15 protein-coding genes are annotated in these 19,866 nt (G+C 73.8%); all 15 read left to right on the top strand.

Going from position 1 to position 19,866, the window contains the following annotated elements:
• Positions 1-4: 4 nt before the first annotated feature.
• The 15 genes from ACG04Q_RS25020 to ACG04Q_RS24950 all read left to right on the top strand — a co-directional run bounded on the left by ACG04Q_RS25020 (position 5) and on the right by ACG04Q_RS24950 (position 19,859).
• On the top strand, positions 5-1,582 hold the full coding sequence (locus ACG04Q_RS25020) for a mechanosensitive ion channel family protein (RefSeq protein ID WP_394514519.1): 1,578 nt from the start codon (positions 5-7) through the stop codon (positions 1,580-1,582).
• Positions 1,583-1,762: 180 nt separating this feature from the next.
• On the top strand, positions 1,763-2,377 hold the full coding sequence (locus ACG04Q_RS25015) for a Pvc16 family protein (protein ID WP_394514517.1): 615 nt from the start codon (positions 1,763-1,765) through the stop codon (positions 2,375-2,377).
• The gene (locus ACG04Q_RS25010; RefSeq protein ID WP_394514515.1) at positions 2,377-3,186 is read left to right on the top strand and encodes a hypothetical protein; all 810 of its coding nucleotides are present in this window, start codon (positions 2,377-2,379) and stop codon (positions 3,184-3,186) included. Before ACG04Q_RS25015 ends, ACG04Q_RS25010 begins: the two co-directional genes overlap by 1 nt.
• A 25-nt stretch (positions 3,187-3,211) precedes the next feature.
• Positions 3,212-5,263, top strand: a complete 2,052-nt coding sequence (locus ACG04Q_RS25005; RefSeq protein WP_394514513.1) for a phage tail sheath family protein — start codon at positions 3,212-3,214, stop codon at positions 5,261-5,263.
• Positions 5,264-5,277: 14 nt separating this feature from the next.
• Positions 5,278-5,730: a phage tail protein gene (locus tag ACG04Q_RS25000; protein WP_394514511.1), complete on the top strand. Its 453-nt coding sequence runs from the start codon at positions 5,278-5,280 to the stop codon at positions 5,728-5,730.
• 8 nt (positions 5,731-5,738) lie between these two features.
• Positions 5,739-8,132 (top strand): hypothetical protein, encoded by a 2,394-nt coding sequence (locus ACG04Q_RS24995; protein WP_394514509.1) that lies wholly within the window; start codon positions 5,739-5,741, stop codon positions 8,130-8,132.
• The gene (locus ACG04Q_RS24990; protein WP_394514507.1) at positions 8,132-8,596 is read left to right on the top strand and encodes a phage tail protein; all 465 of its coding nucleotides are present in this window, start codon (positions 8,132-8,134) and stop codon (positions 8,594-8,596) included. The genes ACG04Q_RS24995 and ACG04Q_RS24990 overlap by 1 nt, the downstream gene beginning before the upstream one ends.
• Complete coding sequence (locus ACG04Q_RS24985; RefSeq protein WP_394514505.1) at positions 8,589-9,512, top strand: CIS tube protein; 924 nt, start codon at positions 8,589-8,591, stop codon at positions 9,510-9,512. Before ACG04Q_RS24990 ends, ACG04Q_RS24985 begins: the two co-directional genes overlap by 8 nt.
• 16 nt (positions 9,513-9,528) lie before the next feature.
• Positions 9,529-9,708, top strand: a complete 180-nt coding sequence (locus ACG04Q_RS24980) for a hypothetical protein (RefSeq protein WP_394514503.1) — start codon at positions 9,529-9,531, stop codon at positions 9,706-9,708.
• 165 nt (positions 9,709-9,873) lie between these two features.
• Entirely contained in the window at positions 9,874-10,953 is a 1,080-nt protein-coding gene (locus tag ACG04Q_RS24975) for a phage late control D family protein (protein WP_394514501.1), read from the top strand.
• A complete protein-coding gene (locus ACG04Q_RS24970) occupies positions 10,950-11,666 on the top strand; it encodes a phage baseplate assembly protein V (RefSeq protein ID WP_394514498.1) in 717 nt (238 codons plus the stop codon). Before ACG04Q_RS24975 ends, ACG04Q_RS24970 begins: the two co-directional genes overlap by 4 nt.
• Before the next feature lie 121 nt (positions 11,667-11,787).
• Positions 11,788-13,827 (top strand): hypothetical protein, encoded by a 2,040-nt coding sequence (locus ACG04Q_RS24965; protein WP_394514496.1) that lies wholly within the window; start codon positions 11,788-11,790, stop codon positions 13,825-13,827.
• A 619-nt stretch (positions 13,828-14,446) separates the two neighbouring features.
• The gene (locus ACG04Q_RS24960; protein ID WP_394514494.1) at positions 14,447-14,845 is read left to right on the top strand and encodes a GPW/gp25 family protein; all 399 of its coding nucleotides are present in this window, start codon (positions 14,447-14,449) and stop codon (positions 14,843-14,845) included.
• An 83-nt stretch (positions 14,846-14,928) separates the two neighbouring features.
• Positions 14,929-17,124: a baseplate J/gp47 family protein gene (locus ACG04Q_RS24955; RefSeq protein WP_394514492.1), complete on the top strand. Its 2,196-nt coding sequence runs from the start codon at positions 14,929-14,931 to the stop codon at positions 17,122-17,124.
• Complete coding sequence (locus ACG04Q_RS24950) at positions 17,124-19,859, top strand: phage tail protein (protein ID WP_394514489.1); 2,736 nt, start codon at positions 17,124-17,126, stop codon at positions 19,857-19,859. The genes ACG04Q_RS24955 and ACG04Q_RS24950 overlap by 1 nt, the downstream gene beginning before the upstream one ends.
• Positions 19,860-19,866: the final 7 nt, after the last annotated feature.

Raw genomic sequence — 19,866 nt, 5'->3', positions numbered from 1 at the left:
GGTCGTGGCTTTGCTGGCGGCGCTGCCCGCGCAGGCCGACGAGCGCGGCGACGAGGCCGAGCTGACCCTGAACCAGCGCAAGCTCGTGACGCTGCGCGCCACGCTCAAGGGCGAGTCGCCGGCCGAGCGCGTGGAGGCGGCGCGCGAGGCGCTGTCGGCCGCGCTGGCGGCGTCCGGGCCGGACCGCGTCGAGCGCCAGGCGCTGCCCGGCGACGTGCCCGCCGTGCGGCTGCAGGCGAACGGCATCACGGTGCTGCACCTGGTGCCGGACGACCTGGGTGGCACGCAGGCCGGCTCGCTGCTGGACGCCGCCGCGCTGGACGCCGAGCGCCGGCTGAAGCAGGCGCTGGCCGAGGCCCGCGAGGCGCGTGACCCCAGGGCCTGGGCCGTGGGCCTGGTGTTCGCGCTGCTGGCCACGGGGCTGGCGCTGGGCCTGCTGTGGGCGCTGGCGGTGCTGCGGCGGCGGCTGCTGCGCCACGCGGTGCGGCAACTGGGCGCGGGCGAGGCGCGCGCGGTGCGGCCGTGGTGGCAGGTGTCGGGCGAGCATGCCATCGCACTGCTGCGCGGCCTGGCCGGGCTGGCGGGCTGGGTGGTGGCACTGGTGGTGCTGGACGTGTGGGCCAGCGTCGTGCTGCGCCAGTTCGCGGCCACGCGGGTCTGGGGCGAGCGCGCGGGGGACTGGCTGGTCTCGCAGCTGCTGGCGCTGGGCGGCGCGGCGCTCAGCGCGGTGCCGGGGCTGCTGACGGCGGTGCTGATCTTCCTGGCTGCACGCGGCGTGCTGCGGCTGGCGCAGGGCGTGCTGGAGCGCGTGCAGCGCGGCGAGCTGAGCATCGCGGGCCTGGACGCCGACACGGCCGGGCCCACGCGGCGGCTTGTGGCGCTGGTGGTGTGGCTGTTCGCGCTCGCCATGGCCTATCCCTACCTGCCCGGCGCCAGCACCGAGGCGTTCAAGGGCGTCACGGTGCTGGCTGGGTTGATGGTGTCGCTGGGCGCGTCCGGCGTGGTGGGGCAGCTGATGGCCGGGCTGTCGCTGATGTACTCGCGGGCGCTGCGCGTGGGCGAGTACGTGCGCATCGGCGACGTGGAGGGCACCGTGACGGCGCTGGGCATGTTCGCCACGCAGCTGCATACCGGGCTGGGCGAGCAGGTCAGCCTGCCCAACGCGGTGGTGTTCGGCCAGCCGGTGCGCAACTTCTCGCGGCTGGCGCAGGACGGGCAGTTCGTGCTGAGCACGGCCGTCACCATCGGCTATGCCACGCCGTGGCGCCAGGTGCATGCGCTGCTGATGCAGGCGGCGCAGCGCACGCCCGGCGTGCTGCAGCAGCCCGCGCCCTACGTCGTGCAGACGGCGCTGAGCGACTTCTACGTGGAATACCGGCTGTGCGCGCAGGCCAGCCGCACGGCGCCGCAGCGCCGAGCCGAGGCCATGAGCCAGCTGCACGCGAACATCCAGGACGTGTTCAACGAGAACGGCGTGCAGATCATGTCGCCGCACTACCGGGCCGACCCCGCGCAGCCCCAGGTCGTGCCCGAGGGCCCGTGGTTCGCGCCCGAGTCCGGGCCGCTCGTGCCACCGCGCTGACGCCACCGAGTCAAGGGGAAAAGACCTGTCACCTGCATCGGTTTCTCCCGATTGAGGACGCCCGCGCCCGCGTCCCTAACACGCAGGATGACCGCCCCGGAAGCCCCTTCCTAGGATGGCTCCGCCCTGGCGTCGATCAGGGCAGGAGACAGGTGTGAACCAGCCCCGGCGAGGCCTTTGATGGCGCACTACGCAGCGATCCGCGCCGTGGGCGAGAGCGTGCTGGCGCTGATGCGCGAGGCCTGCCCGGCGGCGGACCTGCAGCTCGGCGCGTCCCCCGCCTTCCGGCTCGCGTCGCTGGGCAGCCTGACCGAGGGCCAGACGCCGCCGGCCGAAGGCTTCTACCTCGTGCTGTGGCGCGTGGGCATCGGCGGCTCGCCGCGCAACCTGCCGCCGCGGCGCGCACGCGACGGGCGGCTGTACAAACCCTCGCTGCCGGTGGACCTGTACTTCCTGATGCTGCCGGTGGCCGGCGCGGCCGACAAGCAGACGCAGATGCTGGGCTGGGCGCTCGCCTTCCTGCACCAGCTGCCCACGCTCAGCGGCGAGGTCATCAACCGCTACACCCAGGGCAGCCCGGCCGTCTTCCAGCCCGAGGAGACGGTGGAGCTGATCGCCGACCCGCTGTCGATGGCGGACTACCTGTCGCTATGGGACCGCGTGAAAAGCGGCTTCCAGGCCGGCATGACCTACGTGGCCCGCATGGTGCTGCTGGACATCGACCAGCCCGAGCCCACCGGCGCGCCGGTCACCGAGCGGCGCTTCGGCGTCGGCACGCCCGGAGGGCTGGCCTGATGGTGGCGACGCTGCTGGCCCCGCCGCGCGACGAGCTGGTGCTGCCGGCCGGCGACGGCCTGCTGTTCGTCGACGCGGCCAACGGCGAGGTCGTCACCGGCGGCCTGCGCTGCCGCCTGGTGCAGCGCCGCGACGGCCGGCTGCTGGGCGTGGCGCGCAGCACGCCCGGCGGTGCCCACCACTGGCCCGATCTGGCCGACCGCTGGCGCACCGCGCCGGCCGCCCCGGTGCAGGCGGATGTCGTTGTGAGCGACGAGCTGCAGCGCTTCCTGCCGCTGAGCCTGCCCTGGCCGCTGCCGGCTGCGCCGGCGGGTCAGGTCGTGGCCGGCACGCTGCTGCAGGGGCAGCGGTTGCTGCGCGTGAACCTCCTTTCCGCGCCGGGCCGGCCCGCGCCGCCCGGGCTGGCCAGCGTGTACGGGCTGCTGGCCTGGCAGCTGGACGGCGCCCCGGCCGCCTGGGCGCGCGTGAGTTATCTCACCGGCGACGGCCGCGTTGTCGACGGCGCCACCGATGCCGACGGCCGGCTGGCGCTGCACCTGCCACGGCCGCGGCCCGACCGCCCCGGCTCGCCACCCGGCCCGGCCGCGCAGCTGCGCGTGTTTGCCGATCGCGCGCTGGCCGCAGCGTCCGCCGCGCTGGCCGCGCCCGACGTGCTGGCCTTCGCGGCCCAGCCCGAGGTGAGCGCGCTGGCCGACGTGGGCGCCGCAACGGCCTACGCGCCCCCAGCCTTCATCACCGGCGAGCCGCTGATCCTCGCCTCCCTCGGCCTGCCCCCCGCCCAGCGCGAGCTGCGGCTGGTGCCGATCTAAGCCCCGTCCCACGAAGGAGACCGTCATGCCCGAATATCTTGCGCCCGGTGTGTTCGTCGAGGAGGTGTCCTTCCGATCGAAGTCCATCGAAGGCGTCAGCACCACGACGACGGGCTTCATCGGCCCCTGCCGCTACGGCCCGGTGACGGAGGAGCCCGACATCCTCACCAGCCTGACGGAGTTCGAGCGCCGCCATGGCGACGGCAACCTGCTGGGCTTCGGCAACGACGGCAGCACCACCGCCACCAACTACCTGTGGCAGGCCGCGCGCAGCTTCTTCGAGGAGGGCGGCAAGCGGCTGTACGTGAGCCGCGTGTTCCGCCCGCGCAGCGGCGCCTACCCCACCGACCTGGCCGCCACCTTCGGCGCCGCGCCGTATGCCGACGGCCACGGCCGGCTGCTCGTGGGCACGAGCGACCAGTTCCGCATCGTCGCCCGCTACCCCGGCGCCTTCGGCAACCTGCAGGTGCGCTTCACCGTGAAGCTGGGCGCCAACGTGCTGGGCGCCTTGCCCGACCCCGGCGGCGGCCCCACGCTGACGCCCACGCTAGCCAACCTGGCCGACGGCGACGTCGTCTGGATCTCCACCGCCGCCGCCGCGCTGAACGCGCCGGCCGGCGGGCCCAACCCGCCGGCCGCCGTGCGCGCCATCGCCGACCTGCCGCTGTACGTCGCACGCAAGAGTGTGTCGGGCGTGTGGAGCTTCACCGCCGGCGTGGCGCCGGCCGGCGTGCCGGGCGGCACGACGACGTTCTCGCTGGCCGACTTCGCGCTGACGCTGACGCCTGGCACCGGTGACTCCATCCGCCCCGTGGGCCTGAGCCTGGAGGTGCTGACGGCCGAGGGGCAGTCGCTGGGCGCCTGGAGCGGCCTGCCGCTGGAGCCGGCGCACAAGACCGCCGGCGTGCCCGACGGGCTGTTCGACCTCTTCAGTGTCAGCGGCCCCGGCAGCGCGGGCCTGCCCATCGTGCTGCTCAACGGCAGCGCGCCGGCCACCAACCTCATCGACAACGGCAGCGACCTGCTGAAGGCGCTGGATGCGCTGAGCACCGGGCTGGACCTGAAGATCACGCAGATCGAATGGGACGACGCCGCGCAGACCGAGCTGGCCGCACTGCGCAAGAAGTTCGAGCGTGGGCTGACCGCCACCGCCTGGCTGGCCGGCGGCAACGACGGCCTGCTGCCCGGCCGCACCGAGTACGAGGGCCGCGCCGACCCGACGCAGGACTACACCACCGGCTTCAAGCAGTTCGAGTCGCTGGAGGACATCTCCATCGTCGCCGCACCCGGCTCCACGTGGCGCGCCAGCTCGCGGCCCGAGGACGTGGCGGCCATCACCAACCTGCTGATCGCGCACGCCGAGAAGATGCGCTACCGCATCGCCGTGCTGGACTCGCACGAGGGCCAGAAGATCGCCGACGTGCGCAAGCTCAAGGCCAAGCTGGACAGCAAGTACGCCGCGCTCTACTACCCCTGGGTGACGGTGTTCGACCCGGTCACCCGCCAGCCGCTGAACCTGCCGCCGTCGGGCTTCGTCGCGGGCATCTACGCCCGCAACGACACCGAACGCGCCGTCTACAAGGCACCGGCCAATGAGGTGGTGCGTGGCGCCATCGGCTTCGAGACGCCCATCAACACGGCGCAGCAGGAAGTGCTCAACCCCGAGGGCATCAACTGCTTCCGATTCTTCGAAGGCCGCGGCAACCGGCTCTGGGGCGCGCGCACCATCAGCTCCGATCCCGAGTGGAAGTACGTCAACCTGCGGCGCTACTTCGCCTACCTGGAGCGCTCCATCGACAAGGGCACGCAGTGGGCCGTGTTCGAGCCCAACGGGGAGGCGCTGTGGGCCAACGTGCGCGCCACGGTGCGCGACTTCCTCGTCAACGAGTGGGCCAACGGCGCGCTGCTGGGCGACAAGCCCGAAAAGGCCTTCTTCGTGCGCTGCGACCGCTCCACGATGACGCAGAACGACCTCGACAACGGGCGCCTCGTGTGCCTGGTGGGCGTGGCGCCGCTGCGGCCCGCCGAGTTCGTCATCTTCCGCATTGGCCAGTGGACGGCCGACCAAAAGTCCTGAGCTAGGAGACCACCATGGCCGTCGTTCGTGATCGCCCCTACGTCCAGTTCAACTTCCACGTCAACCTCGGCGACGGGGTGACCAACACGCCCCAGGCCGGCTTCCAGGAGATCAGCGGCATCGGCATGGAAGTCACCATCACCGAGTACCGCCCGGGCAACTACGCGTTCAACAACGTCATCAAGACGGCGGGCCTGAACAAGGCCACCGACGTGACGATGAAGCGCGGCGTCATCGGCTCGCTGGACCTCTACAAATGGCTGGACGACGTGCGCAACGGCGCCAACTCCGGCCTGCGCACCGTCACCGTCGAGTTGAAGAGCGAGGACCGCACGCAGACCGTGCAGACCTGGCGGCTCATCAACGCCCGCATCATGAAGCACGTGTCCGGCCCCTTCAACGCGAAGGGCACGGACGTGGCGATGGAAGAGCTGACGCTGTCCTACGAACGCCTCGAGATGGCATGAGGTGAGGCATGGCCGTAGGCGTTCGCATCGTCGATGACACCCCGCCCGGCGGCGACGGCATGCCGGTGATGGACGTGCCGGTGTTCGTCGGCTTCGCGGCGCGCGGGCCGCTGCACCGGCCCGTGGCGCTGGACAGCGCAACGGCCTACGGCGCGGTGTTCGGCGGCGAGGTGGACCTGGTGCGAGCGGGCGACGAGGCGACCGAGCGCCTGGTGGCCCACCTGCCGGCGGCCGTGGCTGGGTTCTTCGCGGGCGGTGGCCGGCGCTGCCACGTCATCCGTGTCGCGGCGGCATCGGCGTCCGCGGTGCAGTTCACCGTGCCGGGCCTGCGGCTGGCGCGCCGTGCCGGCGCCCAGTGGCAGCTGACCGACGTGATGCTGCGCGCCGACAGCCCCGGCACCTGGGCGGACCGCCTCGCGCTGTCGGCCCGCGTGCGCAGCCAGGCGCTGCACGAGGGCGACCCGCTGCGGCCCGGCGACCTGCTGCGCGCGCAGCGGCCCGACGACCCGGGCGTGGTCGCGTGGCGGCGCGTGTCGGCGGCGGCGGTGCTGCAACCGTCGATGGCGCAGCAATGGCTGGTGCCCGAGCTGCCACCTGGCCGCGAGCCGCTGGCGCCGGACGAGCCCATCGCCCCCGCCAGCTGGCTCATCGAGCGGGTGCAGCTGGACCTCGCGTTGCGCGAGCCCGGCCAGCCCACGCAGACGCTGGACGGCTGCGGCCTGGCGCCCGGCGCCGCGCAGCTGCCGTGGTGGCGGCCCGATGTTGATGCGCGCTACGACGCCGGCCTGGACCTGGGCGGTTGGCCGCTCGCCGGGGTGGCCGCCGGCCCGCCGGCCGGCAGCTGGATGCTGCTGCCGCTGGGCCTGGGCGGCGAGTTCGCGCACTGGGCGCCGGCCCGCCCGGACGGCCGCGATGCGCTTGTTCGCATGGGGCTGGATGCATTCGGCCCGCAGCTCTTCGTCGACCCGGCCTGGACGCCCGGCCTGCGCGGCCGCGCGCTCATGGATTGGGCAGACGAGGTGCGCTTCTTCGGCAGCCAGCCGCGGCGGCTGAAGGGCCTGCACGGCGCGCTGGGCCGCGACGACGCCTGCGCCGACGAGGCCAGCTGGGTGCTGGTGCCCGATGCCGTCCACCCCGGCTGGCGGCGCACCGGCCTGCCGCCGGTGCGCGACGTGCTCGTCACGACGACGCCCGACCCGGCCTGCACCTGTCCCCCCACGACGTTCGACGACTGCGCGCCGCCGCCGCCCGTGCCACCGCAGCCACCGCGCTTCTCGTTCAACCCGGCTACCGTCACGCTGCCCGCCGTGCTGGCCGCCGACGAGGCCTTCCACCTGCGCCTGCGTGCGGATGGCGAGGACCACGGCGCCGTGCAGCTGCTGGAGGTGCAGCGTGCCGGCCAGCCGGACTTCTCGGATGCGATCCGCCTGGTGCAGGCCGCGCCGGCGCAGGACGTCGAGCTGCGCCTGGCGGCCGGCACCTGGTGGCTGCGGGCCCGGTCGCACCGCGCCGGCCTGACGGGCTGCTGGAGCGAGGCCGTGGAACTGGACGTGCAGGCCACCGCCTGGCGCACCCGCCAGGGCACGCCCGCCGATCCGGCCGTGGACGCCGCAACGCCCGTCAACACGGCGCTGCTGGCGCTGTGCGCCGCGTCGCGCGAGCACTTCGCGCTGCTGGCCGTGCCGCAGCGCTGGGGGCAGCCGGCCATCGCCGCCCATGTCGATGAGCTGCGCCGCGAGGCGGCCCTGGTGGACACCACGCAGGCGGCCAGCGCCGCCAGCTTCGCGGCCATTCACCACCCCTGGCTGCTGCAGCGCGACGCCGATGACCGCCTGCGCAGCCACCCGCCCGGTGGCGCGCTGATGGGCCTGCTGGCCCGGCGCAGCCGCCAGCATGGCGCCTGGGGTGCGCCGGGGGCCGACCCGCTGCCGGCCGCGCTGGCGCTGTCGGGCGAAGTGCAGGGCGCCGAGGTGCTGGAAGCGCTGGGGCTGAACCCGCTGGCGCTGCGTGCCGACGGCATCGCCGCGGTGCGTAGCCAGACGCTGTCGCCGGACGCCGACTGGAGCGCCCTCGGCGTGCGCCGCCTCTTCATCCTGCTGCGCCGGCTGTGCCGCCGCGAGGGCCAGCGCTTCGTCTTCGAGCCCAACGACCTGACGCTGCGCCGCGGCCTGGAGCGCAGTTTCGACGCGCTGCTGCACCGCCTGATGCAGCGCGGCGCCTTCCGCGGCGTGGACGCCAAGTCGTCCTACCTGCTGAAGACGGCGGCCGGCGCCGACGCCGCGCGTGAGATCGAGCGCGGCGAATGCAGCCTGCTGATCCAGGTGGCGCCGTCGCGGCCGCTGCGCTTCCTGACGCTGCACCTGCGCCGCAGCGGCGAACAACTCGTCATCGAGGAACGCTGATGCCGGAGCAGCAATGGCAACCCTTCCCGGCGCTGAATTTCGTCGTCGAGATCCTGCCCGACGGCGACAGCAAGCCGCTGGCCAACGCCGCCTTCTCCGACTGCGACGGGCTGGAGGTCAGCCAGGAGGTCAAGACGCTGAAGGAGGGCGGCAACCCCAACCGCGTGCACCGGCTGGCCGGGCCGGTGCAGTTCGGTCAGCTGACGCTCAAGCGCGGCGTCACGCGCGGTACCGACCTCTGGAAATGGTTCGACCGCAGCCTGGCCAACCCCGCGCTGCGCGCCGGCATCACGATCAGCGTGCTGCGCGCGGACAAGAGCGAATGGGGCCGCTTCGTGCTGTCCCGCTGCCTGCCCATCAAGCTGAAGGCGCCGACGCTGAGCGCCAAGGACGGCAACGTGGCGGTCGAGGAAATTCAAGTGGCTTACGAGACCTTCCGCTGGGAGGACAAGTCCGATGCCTGAACTCGAAATCCAGCACGCCAAGCTCATCGAGCTGAAGGACGACCTCAGCGACGTGATGCCGGGCGGCAAGTCGCTGACGGTGCAGTTCAACCCCGAGTCGCTGAAGCTGTCCTACGCCAACCAGGTCAAGGAGCAGCCGAACGCGTCGGGCGGAGGTGGCGGTGGACGAGGCGGCAACCAGAGCCAGGGCAGCGCCGCGCGCCAGTTTGTCGGCACCGGCACCACCAAGCTGGCGGTGCAGCTGTGGTTCGACGTCGCGGCGGCCACCAGCGCGCCCTTCATCGTCGATGACGTACGCCGCATCACGGCGCAGGTGCTGTACTTCATCAAGCCCAAACCGGCCGCGGCGGGCGCGCGTGACACCTCGCAGCGCACGCCGCCGGGGCTGCGCTTCTCGTGGGGCAACTTCCTGTTCGACGGCATCGTCGAGAGCATGGAGGAGAGCATCGAGTTCTTCTCGCCCAAGGGCGAGGCGCTGCGCGCCAGCATCACGCTGAACATGATCCAGCAGGAGATCCTCGTGCCCGCCTTCAGCGGCGACGGCACGGTGACGGGCGCACGCCCGCTGTGGCCGGCCGGCGGCGGGCAGTCGCTGCAGGCGCTGCAGGACGCGGCCAAGGCCGCCGGCGCGGCACCGGCGTCGGGTGGTGGTGGTGGTGGTGCGGCGCAGCCCGGGCCGGGCACCAGCCCTGGCGCCGGCGGAGGTGCTGGGCTGGGGGCAGGCCTGGGCGCCGGCATCGGCGCTGGCGCGTCGGTGGGTGTAGGCGCAGGCCTGGGGCTGAGCACCGGCGCCGCCTTCCAGCGCGGCGGCTGGCAGGCGGTGGCGCTGGCCAACGGCATCGAGAACCCGCGAGCGATGCCGGCCGGCCAGCTCATCGACCTGTCGGCCACCAAGCCCCGCATCGTCAGCGGTTGAGCATTGAGGAGCCGCCATGCCCGTCGAAATCCACGAGTTCGAAGTCAGCCCCGCACCGGCGCCGCCCGCCGCACCGGGCGGTGCCGGGCAGCCGGCAGCGGCGCCCGCTGCCGAGCCCGAGCTTGAAACGCTGGCCCAGGCCCGGCGCATGGCTGCTGCCGCACGCGAACTGCAGCTGCGCACCTTCGCCCACTAGAAATCATGAAGCCCCCACGCTCACTCCGTTCGACGCCTTGCAGGCCGCACCGGGCCAGTGGCCCGGTCCTTCGTCAGCCACACAACGTCCACTGGACGCTGTGTGCGCGCACTCAGCCCCCCGAGGGGGCGTCAGCGCCTTCCGGGCGGCCGAGCAGGCGCTGATATGCCCGACGTCTCCATCCCCCTCAGCAGCGGCCGGCCCACGGTGGAGGTCAACGGCCAGGTCGCGTCCGACCTGGCCGCCGCGCTGACCGCGCTGGAGATCCGCGAGCGCATCGACGGCCTGGCGCAGGCGCAGCTGGCCTTCGGCAACTGGGGCACGCGAGATGACGCGCCCGGCTACACGCTGTTCGGCCGGGACCGCCTGGAGTTCGGCAAGCAGCTGGCCATCAAGCTGGGCACGGACCTGCTGTTCAGCGGCCGCGTGATGGCGCTGCAGGCCCGCTTCCCCAAGGCCGGCGCGGGTGAGGCGCAGCTCGTCGTGCAGGTGGAAGACCAGCTGCAGGACCTGCGCATGAAGCGCCGCAGCCGCAGCTTCGACCAGGCCTCGCTGGCCGACGCCGCCCAGCGCATCGCCAGCGACCACGGCCTGACGGCGCAGGTCGACGCCGAGTCGCCCACGCTGCCGCTGCTGGCCCAGGTCAACCAGAGCGACCTGGCCTTCCTGCGCGAGCAGGCACGCCGCTGCGAGGCCGAGGTGTGGTTGGAGGGCCGCACGCTGCACCTCGCCGCCCGCCGGCGCCGCGGTGGCGGGACGCTGTCGCTGGACTACGGCGGCAAGCTGATGGGCTTCGACGTGCGGGCCGACCTGGCGCTGCAGCGCACCGAACTCAGCGTGGCCGGCTGGAGCGTGGCGGACAAGCAGGCCATCAAGGAAACCGCCCGCGCCGACAGCGTGCTGAGCAGCGAGACGGGCGACGGCGAGGCCGGCGCGGCGCTGCTGCAGCAGAAGATCGGCGCGCGGCCCGACACCGTGGCCCACCTGCACCCGGGCTCGGCCGACGAGGCGCGGCAACTGGCCGAGGCCTGGCTGCGGCAGATCAACCGCCGCTTCGTCGTGGGCCACGGCCTGGCGCAGCCCGACGCGCGGCTGCGCTGCGGCGCCAGCGTCGAGCTGACGGGGCTGGGGCCGCTGTTCAGCGGCAAGTACGCGCTGGCCGAGGTGACGCACCGCTTCGACATGGCCGAGGGCCTGCGCACCGAGTTCGTCGCCGAGCGGCCGTGGATCGGGAGGGCGGCATGAGCTTGTTCGACGTCAGCCCTGCCGAGGCGCTGTATGCCGACCGCCACCCGCAGGGCTGGGGCGGCCGCTGGTACGGCTGCCATGTCGCCGAGGTCGTCGACATCGTCGATCCCGAGGCACAGGGCCGCGCGAAGATCGCCTTGCCCTGGGCGCCCGACGCCGACGGCCAGCGCTACGAGGCCTGGGCGCGCATGACCACGCTGTTCGCGGGCAATGACCGCGGCAGCTGGTTCATGCCCGAGGTGGGCGACGAGGTGCTCATCGTCTTCCAGGGCGGCGACCCGCGCTGGCCCTTCATCGTCGGCGGCCTGTGGAACGGCCAGGACAAGCCGCCCGAGGCGGCCAGCGCGCAGAACAACCACAAGGTCATCAAGAGCCGCAACGGCGTCGTCATCACGCTGGACGACAGCCAGGGCCAGGAGCGGCTGCAGCTGGAGACACCGGGCGGCTGCAAGCTGACGCTGAAGGACGGCCCCGGCACCGTGACGCTGGAGGACAGCAACGGCAACAGCATCAAGCTGGAGACGAGCGGCATCACCGTCACCGCGTCGGCCAAGGTCACCGTCAACGCCAGCCAGGTGGCGGTGTCGGCCGGCATGGTCACCGTGGATGCCGGCATGTCGCGCTTCTCGGGCGTCGTGCAGGCCGACACGGTCATCACCAACACCATCATTGCGGCGACCTACACGCCCGGTGCGGGGAACATCCTATGAGGAGGTTCACCGCACCGCCGGGCCGCCGCGCCGGGCCGCCCCAAGCCAGGCCCGCCCCTCTCGGAGGGGTGCCCGCCGTATTCGGCGGGCGGGGTGCCGGCAGTTTGACGGGGAACATCCTATGAGCGCGCAGCATGTTCTGCGGTGGGTGGGTGGCCAGAGCTTCGTGGCGGCGCCGGTGAACGCCGTCCCCACGTTGCTTCGCTTCGACAGCGACGATTTCATGGACCGGCTGCTGGCCCTGCTGGCCGATGCGCCGCAGACGCTGCCCAGCCTCGTCGCGCGGCCCGAGTCCTGGCAGCGGTTGGGCGAACCCACGCCAGCCCCGGCACTCGCCGCGCCGACCTCGGCGCCGGCGCGCGCGCTGGCCCGCCGGCGCGGGCTGCTGGGCTTCAAGCGCACCGTGCCCGCCCCCGCCCCCACGCCAATGCCCGCGCCCGTGCTGCCGCTCAAGCTCTTCCAGCCCGTGCACCAGCGCTTCTATGTCGCCGCGGCGCACCTCGTCTGCGAGCTACCCGGCCTGCCGACCCGCGTGACGACCGGCGGCGACAAGAGCGGCATGCTGCTGCGCCGGCTGTTGCCCAACGGCGGCGAGGCCGCCTTCGTGAAGACGCCGGGCCAGCCCGGCCGCTGGCACCCGGTGGCCGCGGCCGGCCAGCCGCTGCCGGGCGAGGAATGGCTGCCCGTCTTCCCGCTCACCTACACCGCGCCCGACGGCCACCCGCGCAAGCTGCTGGCCGGCCTCGTGCCGGCGGCGCGGCATGACGACTTCCGCTTCGCGCCGCTGGCCCCGCCCACGCCGCCCGGGCCGGCGGACGGGCTGAAGGCGCTGGCCCGCATGAAGCTCATCGCGCCGTGGCAGGGCCTCATCGAGCGCGCCCGCACCGCACGCGAGGCCGCCGGCTCCAAGCAGGTGGACAAGCCCTGGGACGACAAGCAGTCCGTCCGCGATGCCGATGCCGCCAAGGCGCTGCCCGTGCTGAACGACCAGCTGCAGGAGTCCAGCTGGCGGCTGCTGCAGGACATGCAGGAATGGCTGGCCGCCACGCTGCCCGACGTGCATGCCGGGCTGTCCAGCGGCTCGGCGCCGGGGGAGAAGGCGCAGGCGCTGCTCACCCTGTTAGCCGGCGCGGTCTGGGGCCCGGCGGAGCGCGCCGCCGTGAGTGCCGTGCTGTCGACCGACGTGAAGGTGATCTCGAGCACCGCGGTGGTCAACCTGCGCCAGGCGCTGGTGGCCATCGCCCAGCCCGGCGTGAGCCGCGACCTGGACGCCACCGAGCAGCCGTTCCCGCGCGGCCCCGGCTGGGCGCCGTTCAGCTTCCCGCTGGTGGTCGCCACCGCGCCGAACGATGCGACCCGGCCGCTGGCCGGCCCGTTCAACCCCTGGCCCGAGGTGGACCCGCCGCCGGGTTCCGCCCCCCTGCCGCCGCAGGTGCCGCCCGCGGACGCCCGCGAACAGCAGCGCTGGCGCAGCGACCACGCGCAGCGCGAGCAGGAGCGGGCGCAGCGCCGGCTGGAGTCGCTGTACGTCGCCGTGGCCGCCGCCATCGACGAAGCCGTGGCCGCCGGCACCGTGGGCGCGGCCTCGGCCCAGGCGCCGGACGCCGCCCGCCTGGCCGCGGAGCTGGAAGCCACGCTGAAGGCCGACACCGGCACGCCGCGCTACGTGCTGCGCTTCGTGCACCAGCGCTGCGACTGCGGGCCGCTGCATCCGGCCGTCATGTCCGACCCCAGCGAGGCCTTCGAGCTGGCGGGCTTCTTCGACACCGATGCGCCGCTGCGCCCCCTCCGCATCGCGCTGCCGTTCGACACCTCGCCCGGCGGGCTGCGCAAGTACGGCAAGAACAGCGCCTTCATCATGAGTGACCTGCTGTGCGGCCAGATGAAGCGTGTGCGCCGGCTGGGCTTCGGCGACCTGGTGCTGTCGGTGCTGCCCTGGCCCTTCCACAAGGACCTGGACGTCGGCGAGATGGCGCCCTGCGCCAAGCCCGAGCCGGGCAGCAATTTCGGCACGATCTGCTCGCTGTCGATCCCGATCATCACGATCGTCGCGTTCATCCTGCTCATCGTCATCGCGACGCTGCTGGACCTGATCTTCCGCTGGCTGCCGTTCCTGATGGTGTGCTTCCCGGTGCCGGGGTTGAAGGGGAAGAAGCCATGAGGTGGTTGCTTTCTCTGTGTTTTGGTTTGGTGGTCAGGCCCATGCCGGGAGTTCGCCCCGGCGGGCGACCTACTTTCTTGTGCGCACAAGAAAGTAGGCAAAGAAAGCGCCCCTGCAAAACCGCCCACCCTGCGGGTGGGTTCCCTGCGATGCTCGAAGCCCAGGGCCGCGCCGAACTCGCGCCGCTACGCTCTGCTCAAACAGGCGGCGCGAAGTCAGTTCTTGAAGCGCGCTACGCGCGCGCCCTGGGCTTCTGCGCTTCTCGGCGGTTTAGAAGGGGGGACCCCGAGCAGCCAACAGCCAAACCCGGAAGCCGGCTGACGCCGGCTGTTTGGTATGCCCCCTTTAGCACCGCCGAGCAGCGGAAGGCCTTGAGGGCGTGCGCGCAGCGCACTTCGACCACTGACTTCGCGCAGCTGTCTGAGCGCAGCGTAGCGAAGCGAGTTCTGCGCGAGCCCTCAAGGCCTGAGCAGCGCAGGGCACCCGCAGCTTTGCTGCGGGCGGTGCGGTCGGGGGGAGCTCTTTGCCTACTTTCTGGCGGCCCAGAAAGTAGGTCGCCCGCCGGGGCGAAATCCCGGCACGGCCATGGCCAACAACCAACTGCAACGAGGGGCGACCAATGAGAGACGAAGCCGCCCTCTACGGCCGTGGCGTGGCGTTCCCGCTGCGGGTCACGCCCGAAGGCCGCCTCGCGTGGAGCGCCGGCGAGGCCAATGTGCGCGAATCCATCCGCCTCCTGCTGCTGACCGCCCAGGGCGAACGCCTGCGCCGCCCCGGCTACGGCGCCGGGCTGGAGCGCTTCCTGTTCGAGCCCAACACGACGGCCACCTGGCGTGCCATCGAGGAAGTCATCCGCCGCCAGCTCGCCAGGTGGGAGCCGCGCGTGCAGGTCGAGGCCGTCAAGGTGCAGGCCGACCCGGCCGACCCCGAGGCGGCCATCGCCGAGCTCAGCTTCACCCTCGTCGCCACCGCGCAGGCGGGCCGCATGAGCCTCAGCATCCCGGTCCAGGGGAGGTAAACAGATGAAGCCCCCACGCTCACTTCGTTCACTGCCCCCCGAGGGGGCGCCATCGCCCTTCGGGCGGCCGGGCGGGCGCTGAAATGCCCATCCAGCTCCCCGCCATCGACGACCGCGACCACGCCGCGCTGGTGCGCGACACCCTCGCGCTGGCCGCCGTCCACGCGCCCGAGTGGACGCACACGGGCCCCAGCGACCCGGGCGTCACGCTCGTCGAGCTCTTTGCCTTCATGGCCGAGAGCCTGCTGTACCGCGCCAACCTCATCCCCGAGCGCAACCGGCTCAAGTTCCTGCAGCTGCTGGGCATCGGCCTGCGGCCCGCGCAGCCGGCGCGTGCGCTGGTGCAGTTCAGCCATGAGGGCGGCGACCGCCAGACGCTGCCGCTGCCTTCGGGCCTGCCGCTGCTGGCCGGCGCCGTGCCCTTCCTGACCGACACCGGCCTGGACCTGCCGCCGGTCACCGGCCTGGTCGTCTTCAAGCGCACCGTCGGCACGCCCGACCCCGCGCTGCTGGACTACTACCGCCAGCTCTACGAGGCCACCGGCCGCGACTTCGCCGGCAGCGACGCCGACGTGCAGCCCGTGCTGTACGACAGCGTGCAGCTGGCCGACCTGGCCCAGGCCCTGGACGTCGGCGCCGAGACGGTGGATGGTGCGTTGTGGATCGCGTTGCTGGTGCCGCCCAAGGCCACCGCGGCCGACAAGGCCCAGGCCCGCGAGCAACTGGCCGGTCGCACGCTGTCCATCGGCCTGGTGCCGCAGCCGCCCGACACGCGCGGGCGCCTGCAGCCCGGCCTGCCGGCGCTGCCGCCGCCCGCGCTGAAGGCCTTCCTGCCCAAGGCCGACGACCAGGGCCGCGGCACGCCGGGCGAGTACGTGCGGCTGGACGCCATCGCGCCGGCCGGCTTCCCCGAGCAGGCCGGCATCCTGCAGGTCACGCTGCCGGTGGCGGCCAGCGCCATCGGCACCTGGGCCGAGGCCGAGCCGCTGGAAGCCGGCGTGGGCGAGCTGCCGCCGCAGCTCACCGACGAGGCGATGGCCGCGCGGCTGGTCACCTGGCTGCGCATCGACGGCCTGGCCACGGCCGGCGTGCGGCTGGCCTGGGCGGGCGCGCACTGCGCCGTGGCGCGGCAGCGCAGCCGCGTCAGCCGCGAGCTGCTGGCGCCGGGCGACGGCTCGCCCGAGCAGCGCCGCCGCCTCAGCCACGGCCAGGTGCTGGCCGACGGCCTGCAGCTGTGGGTGGCCGGCCAGCCCTGGGCGCTGACCGACGAGCTGGAAGCCGCGCCCGCCGAGGGCCAGCCCGGTGCGAACGTCTTCGCGCTGGATGCCGAGAGCGGCGAGATCCGCTTCGGCGACGGCGCACGCGGCGCGCGGCCCGCGGCCGGCGCCGAGATCGCGGTGCGCTTCGACTGGGCCTCGGGCGCGGCCGGCAACGTGGCCGCCGGCGCCATCAAGCTGGGGCCCACGCTGCCGGCCGGCGTGAAGGTCGCCAACCCGCGGCCGGCCGAAGGCGGCCTGGACGCCGAGAGCGCCGCGGACGGTGAGAAGCGCATCCCGCTGGTGCTGCGCCACCGCGACCGCGCCGTCAGCGCCGACGACTTCGACGCCATCGTCCGCGAGACACCGCAGGCCGACGTGGGCCGTGTGGATGTGCTGCCGGCCTGGCACCCCGAGCTGTCGCCGGGCCTGCCGGGCGACCAGCCGGGCGTCGTCACCTGCCTGGTCATCCCGCGGCTGGACCCGCGCCGCCCCGACTACCCGCTGCCCAACGCCGACTTCATCGACGCCATCTGCAGCCACCTCGCGCCGCGCCGCCTCGTCACCTGCGAGGTGCTGCTGCGCGGGCCCGTCTACACGGGGCTGTGGATCAGCGTCGGCATCGAGCTGCACGCCGGCCAGGGCGTGGCCGAGGTGCGCGAGCGCGTGAAGGCGGCGCTGAAGGCCTTCCTTGCACCGCTGCCCGGCGCCGGCAGCGCCACCGGCTGGCCGCTGTTCAAGGCCGTGGCCGCGCTGGAGCTGGCCACCGTGGCGGCCCGCGTGGACGGCGTGCTGGGCGTGACGGGCCTGCTGCTGGGCGACGCCAACGGCGCGCAGCGCGACAGCGTGCCGCTGGCGGGCCTGCAGCTGCCGCTGATCGCCGGGCTGTCGGTGTCGCTGGGCGACCCCGTGCCGCTGTCCGACCTGATGGGGCAGGGCAGCGGCAGCAGCGGCGGTGACGATGGCGCCGGCGTGCCGCCGGCGCTGCGCCTGCCCGTGCCGCGCGTGCCGGAGAGCTGCTGATGGACGCCAACGGCAGCCGCTTCCACGCCCTCGTCACGCGGGCGGACTGGACCGCGCGCGCCACGCCGGACGCGCACTGGGACTGGCTGCCCGACGACGCCGCGCAGGCCGACGCGCTGGGGCAGCTGGTGCTCAAGCCGCTGCTGTTCGAGTTCAAGGCCGGCACCGCGCAGGCGCTGGACGAGCCCACGTCGCACGCCGGCGGCGCCTTCGACGCCTACGGCAACCTCTACTCGCTGAGCGCCGACGGCACGGCCATCCGCGTGTGGTCCAGCGGCAGCGGCACGCTGACCGACTTCTGGCCGCTGCCCGAGCCGTCGCCAGCGCCGCCCGACCCCGGCGCGTTCGGCCCCTGCGCGCCCGCCGCGCCGCCGCCGCCGTGGGTGCTGGAGGCGCTGACGGTGACGACCGGCCACTATCTCGTCGTCGCCAGCCGGGCCGCCGGCGGGCTGTTGATCTTCGACCTGCACGGCGGCGGCCCGCCGCTGCCGCAGCCCTGGGCCGACATGCCCGAGCCGCGCGCGCTGCTGGCGCTGGCAGACGGTGGCGTCGCGCTGTTCGACGTGGACCGCGCGTTGCACCGCCTGGGCCCCGACCTGCGCCCCTGCGTGCCGCGCGTCGTCAGCCCGTCGGCGTTCCGGCCCGAGCCCGCGGCAGACGCGGAACCGCCGCCGCCCCCGTGCCGGCTCGCGCTGGGGGCGGACGCCACCGCCGTCGCGGCGCTGCCCGGCGATCGCTTCCTCGTGCTGCGCGACCGCGGCGACCGCCGCCACCTGGCCGTCGTCGACTGGACTGGCGTGGCCGGCAACGAGGTGGGGCCGCTGGAGGCGCAGATCCGCGACGCGACGGCCGGCGGCGTGCTGCCGCAGCTGTCCCGGCGCACGCTGGCCGTCGAGTGGCCGGCGGACCCCGATGCCAGCGGCTTCAGCGTGCTGCTGCTCGCCGCGAGCGGCGACCAGGCCTTCCGCTTCCGGGCAATGGCGCCCGAGGCCGCGGGCGGCGAGTGGCGCTTCACGCTGCAGCGCGACTTCATCCCGCTGCGCCGCTACGCGGCCGGCGGCTTCGCCAGCCTGGCGCCGGGCCAGGTGCTGCACCGCTTCCCGTCGGCGCGCGCCTTCTACTTCGGCGCCGACCGCTGGCTGCCGCTGCTGACGCTGCCGCGCCCGCGCTGCGAGCGCGACGGCGTGCTGGATGGCCCTGTGTGGGACAGCGCCACGCCCGGCTGCGTGTGGCACCGCGTCGCGCTGGACGCGCGCCGCCCGCCCGGCAGCTCGGTCACGCTGCAAAGCCGCGCCGCCGACACGCCCGACGGCCTCGCGCTGCAGCCCTGGCGCGACGAGCCCGCGCTGCTGCCGCACCCGGGCGGCCCCGAGCTGCCCTGGCGCGAGCCTTCCCCGGGCGCCTGCAAGGAAGTGCAGACGCTGACCTGCCTGCTGCAGGCCGCCACCGGCCGCTACCTGCAATTGCGCGTGCAGGCCGCCAGCGACGGCCAGCAAAGCCCCGGCCTGGCCGCGCTGCGCGCCTGGTATCCGCGTTTCAGCTACCTGCAGCACTACCTGCCGACCGTCTACCGGGCCGACGCGGCCAGCAGCGCGTTCACCGAGCGCTTCCTGGCCTTGTTCGAGGGCGAGCTGACACGCTGGGAGGACCGCATCGCCGCCGCGCAGCTGCTGCTGGACGCGCGCACCGCGCCGCGCGAGACGCTGGAGTGGCTGGCCGGCTGGCTGGCCGTCGTGTTCGACGGTTCCACCGGCCCGGCGCGCCGGCGCGCACTCCTGCGTCATGCGTTTGGCGTGCAGGCGCGGCGCGGCACCGTGCCGGGGCTGCTGCTGGCCGCCACGCTGGCCTGGGAGCCGGACGATGTCGACGCCGAACCCTGGCTGGCCGCGCCCGAGGCGCTGCCGGACCGGCTGCATGGCGTGCGGCTGCAGGAGCTGTTCGGCCTGGCGCCGCCGTTGCCGGCGGGTGCCTGGCGGCCCGCGCAGGGCCGGGCGGCGCTGCTGGAGCGGCTGGGCGGTGACGACAGCCTGCTGGCCGACCCGGCGCGACTGCAGCAGGCGCTGGGCTTCGTGCCACGCGCCGCGCGCGAGGAGGCGGCGCTGCTGGTGCCCGCGCGCCTGGCAGACGTGCCCGACGACGAGCCCCGCCCGCGCAGCGAGGACTTTGACGACTACCTCGTCGCCACCCAGCCCTGCGCGCCGCTGCGCCAGCGCTGGCAGGACTATCTGGCCCGCCGCTGGCGCCGCATCTCGCTGTTGAACGCGGCCTGGGGCACCGGCTGGCGCGGCTTCGACCGCATCCCCAGCCCGCTGGGGCTGCCGGCCGGGTCGGCGGCGCTGGCCGACTGGTGGCGCTTCGAGGCGCAGATCGTGCGGGCGCTGACGCCCGCGCATCGCTTTCGCGTCGTGCTGCCGCTGCCGGCCGACACCGCGCGGCTGGACTTCGACGAACTGGCCCGCCGCCGCGCCGCCGTCGAGCGCGCCGTCGCGCGGGACAAGCCGGCCCACACGGTGGCCGAGATCCGCTTCGGCTTCGAGCTGTTCCGCGTCGGCGAGGCGCGGCTGGGCCACGACACGCGGCTGGAGCTGGGCCTGCTGCGGCGGCCCGAGCTGGCGGCGCTGACGACCGACTCCATCTGGCCCCCGTTCGTGCTCGGCGAGCGCGACCTGGGCGGCGGCCAGCTGACACATCCACGACCCCTGCCGCCACGCGACCGCGTGGGGCTGGACCGATAGGGAGACC

The sequence above is a fragment of the Pelomonas lactea genome, from assembly GCF_043555885.1.
In the GTDB taxonomy this organism is placed as follows: Bacteria; Pseudomonadota; Gammaproteobacteria; order Burkholderiales; family Burkholderiaceae_C; genus Pelomonas; species Pelomonas lactea.
Note: the sequence above shows the minus strand (reverse complement) of the source record. Positions and strands in the feature narration are given on the sequence as shown.

Coding starts and splice junctions, on each gene's coding strand:
- ACG04Q_RS24960 (WP_394514494.1), top strand. CDS start 14,447: ATGAGAGACGAAGCCGCCCTCTACGGCCGTGGCGTGGCGTTCCCGCTG.
- ACG04Q_RS25000 (WP_394514511.1), top strand. CDS start 5,278: ATGGCCGTCGTTCGTGATCGCCCCTACGTCCAGTTCAACTTCCACGTC.
- ACG04Q_RS24950 (WP_394514489.1), top strand. CDS start 17,124: ATGGACGCCAACGGCAGCCGCTTCCACGCCCTCGTCACGCGGGCGGAC.
- ACG04Q_RS24990 (WP_394514507.1), top strand. CDS start 8,132: ATGCCGGAGCAGCAATGGCAACCCTTCCCGGCGCTGAATTTCGTCGTC.
- ACG04Q_RS24985 (WP_394514505.1), top strand. CDS start 8,589: ATGCCTGAACTCGAAATCCAGCACGCCAAGCTCATCGAGCTGAAGGAC.
- ACG04Q_RS24980 (WP_394514503.1), top strand. CDS start 9,529: ATGCCCGTCGAAATCCACGAGTTCGAAGTCAGCCCCGCACCGGCGCCG.
- ACG04Q_RS24975 (WP_394514501.1), top strand. CDS start 9,874: ATGCCCGACGTCTCCATCCCCCTCAGCAGCGGCCGGCCCACGGTGGAG.
- ACG04Q_RS25010 (WP_394514515.1), top strand. CDS start 2,377: ATGGTGGCGACGCTGCTGGCCCCGCCGCGCGACGAGCTGGTGCTGCCG.
- ACG04Q_RS25015 (WP_394514517.1), top strand. CDS start 1,763: ATGGCGCACTACGCAGCGATCCGCGCCGTGGGCGAGAGCGTGCTGGCG.
- ACG04Q_RS24965 (WP_394514496.1), top strand. CDS start 11,788: ATGAGCGCGCAGCATGTTCTGCGGTGGGTGGGTGGCCAGAGCTTCGTG.
- ACG04Q_RS24970 (WP_394514498.1), top strand. CDS start 10,950: ATGAGCTTGTTCGACGTCAGCCCTGCCGAGGCGCTGTATGCCGACCGC.
- ACG04Q_RS24995 (WP_394514509.1), top strand. CDS start 5,739: ATGGCCGTAGGCGTTCGCATCGTCGATGACACCCCGCCCGGCGGCGAC.
- ACG04Q_RS24955 (WP_394514492.1), top strand. CDS start 14,929: ATGCCCATCCAGCTCCCCGCCATCGACGACCGCGACCACGCCGCGCTG.
- ACG04Q_RS25005 (WP_394514513.1), top strand. CDS start 3,212: ATGCCCGAATATCTTGCGCCCGGTGTGTTCGTCGAGGAGGTGTCCTTC.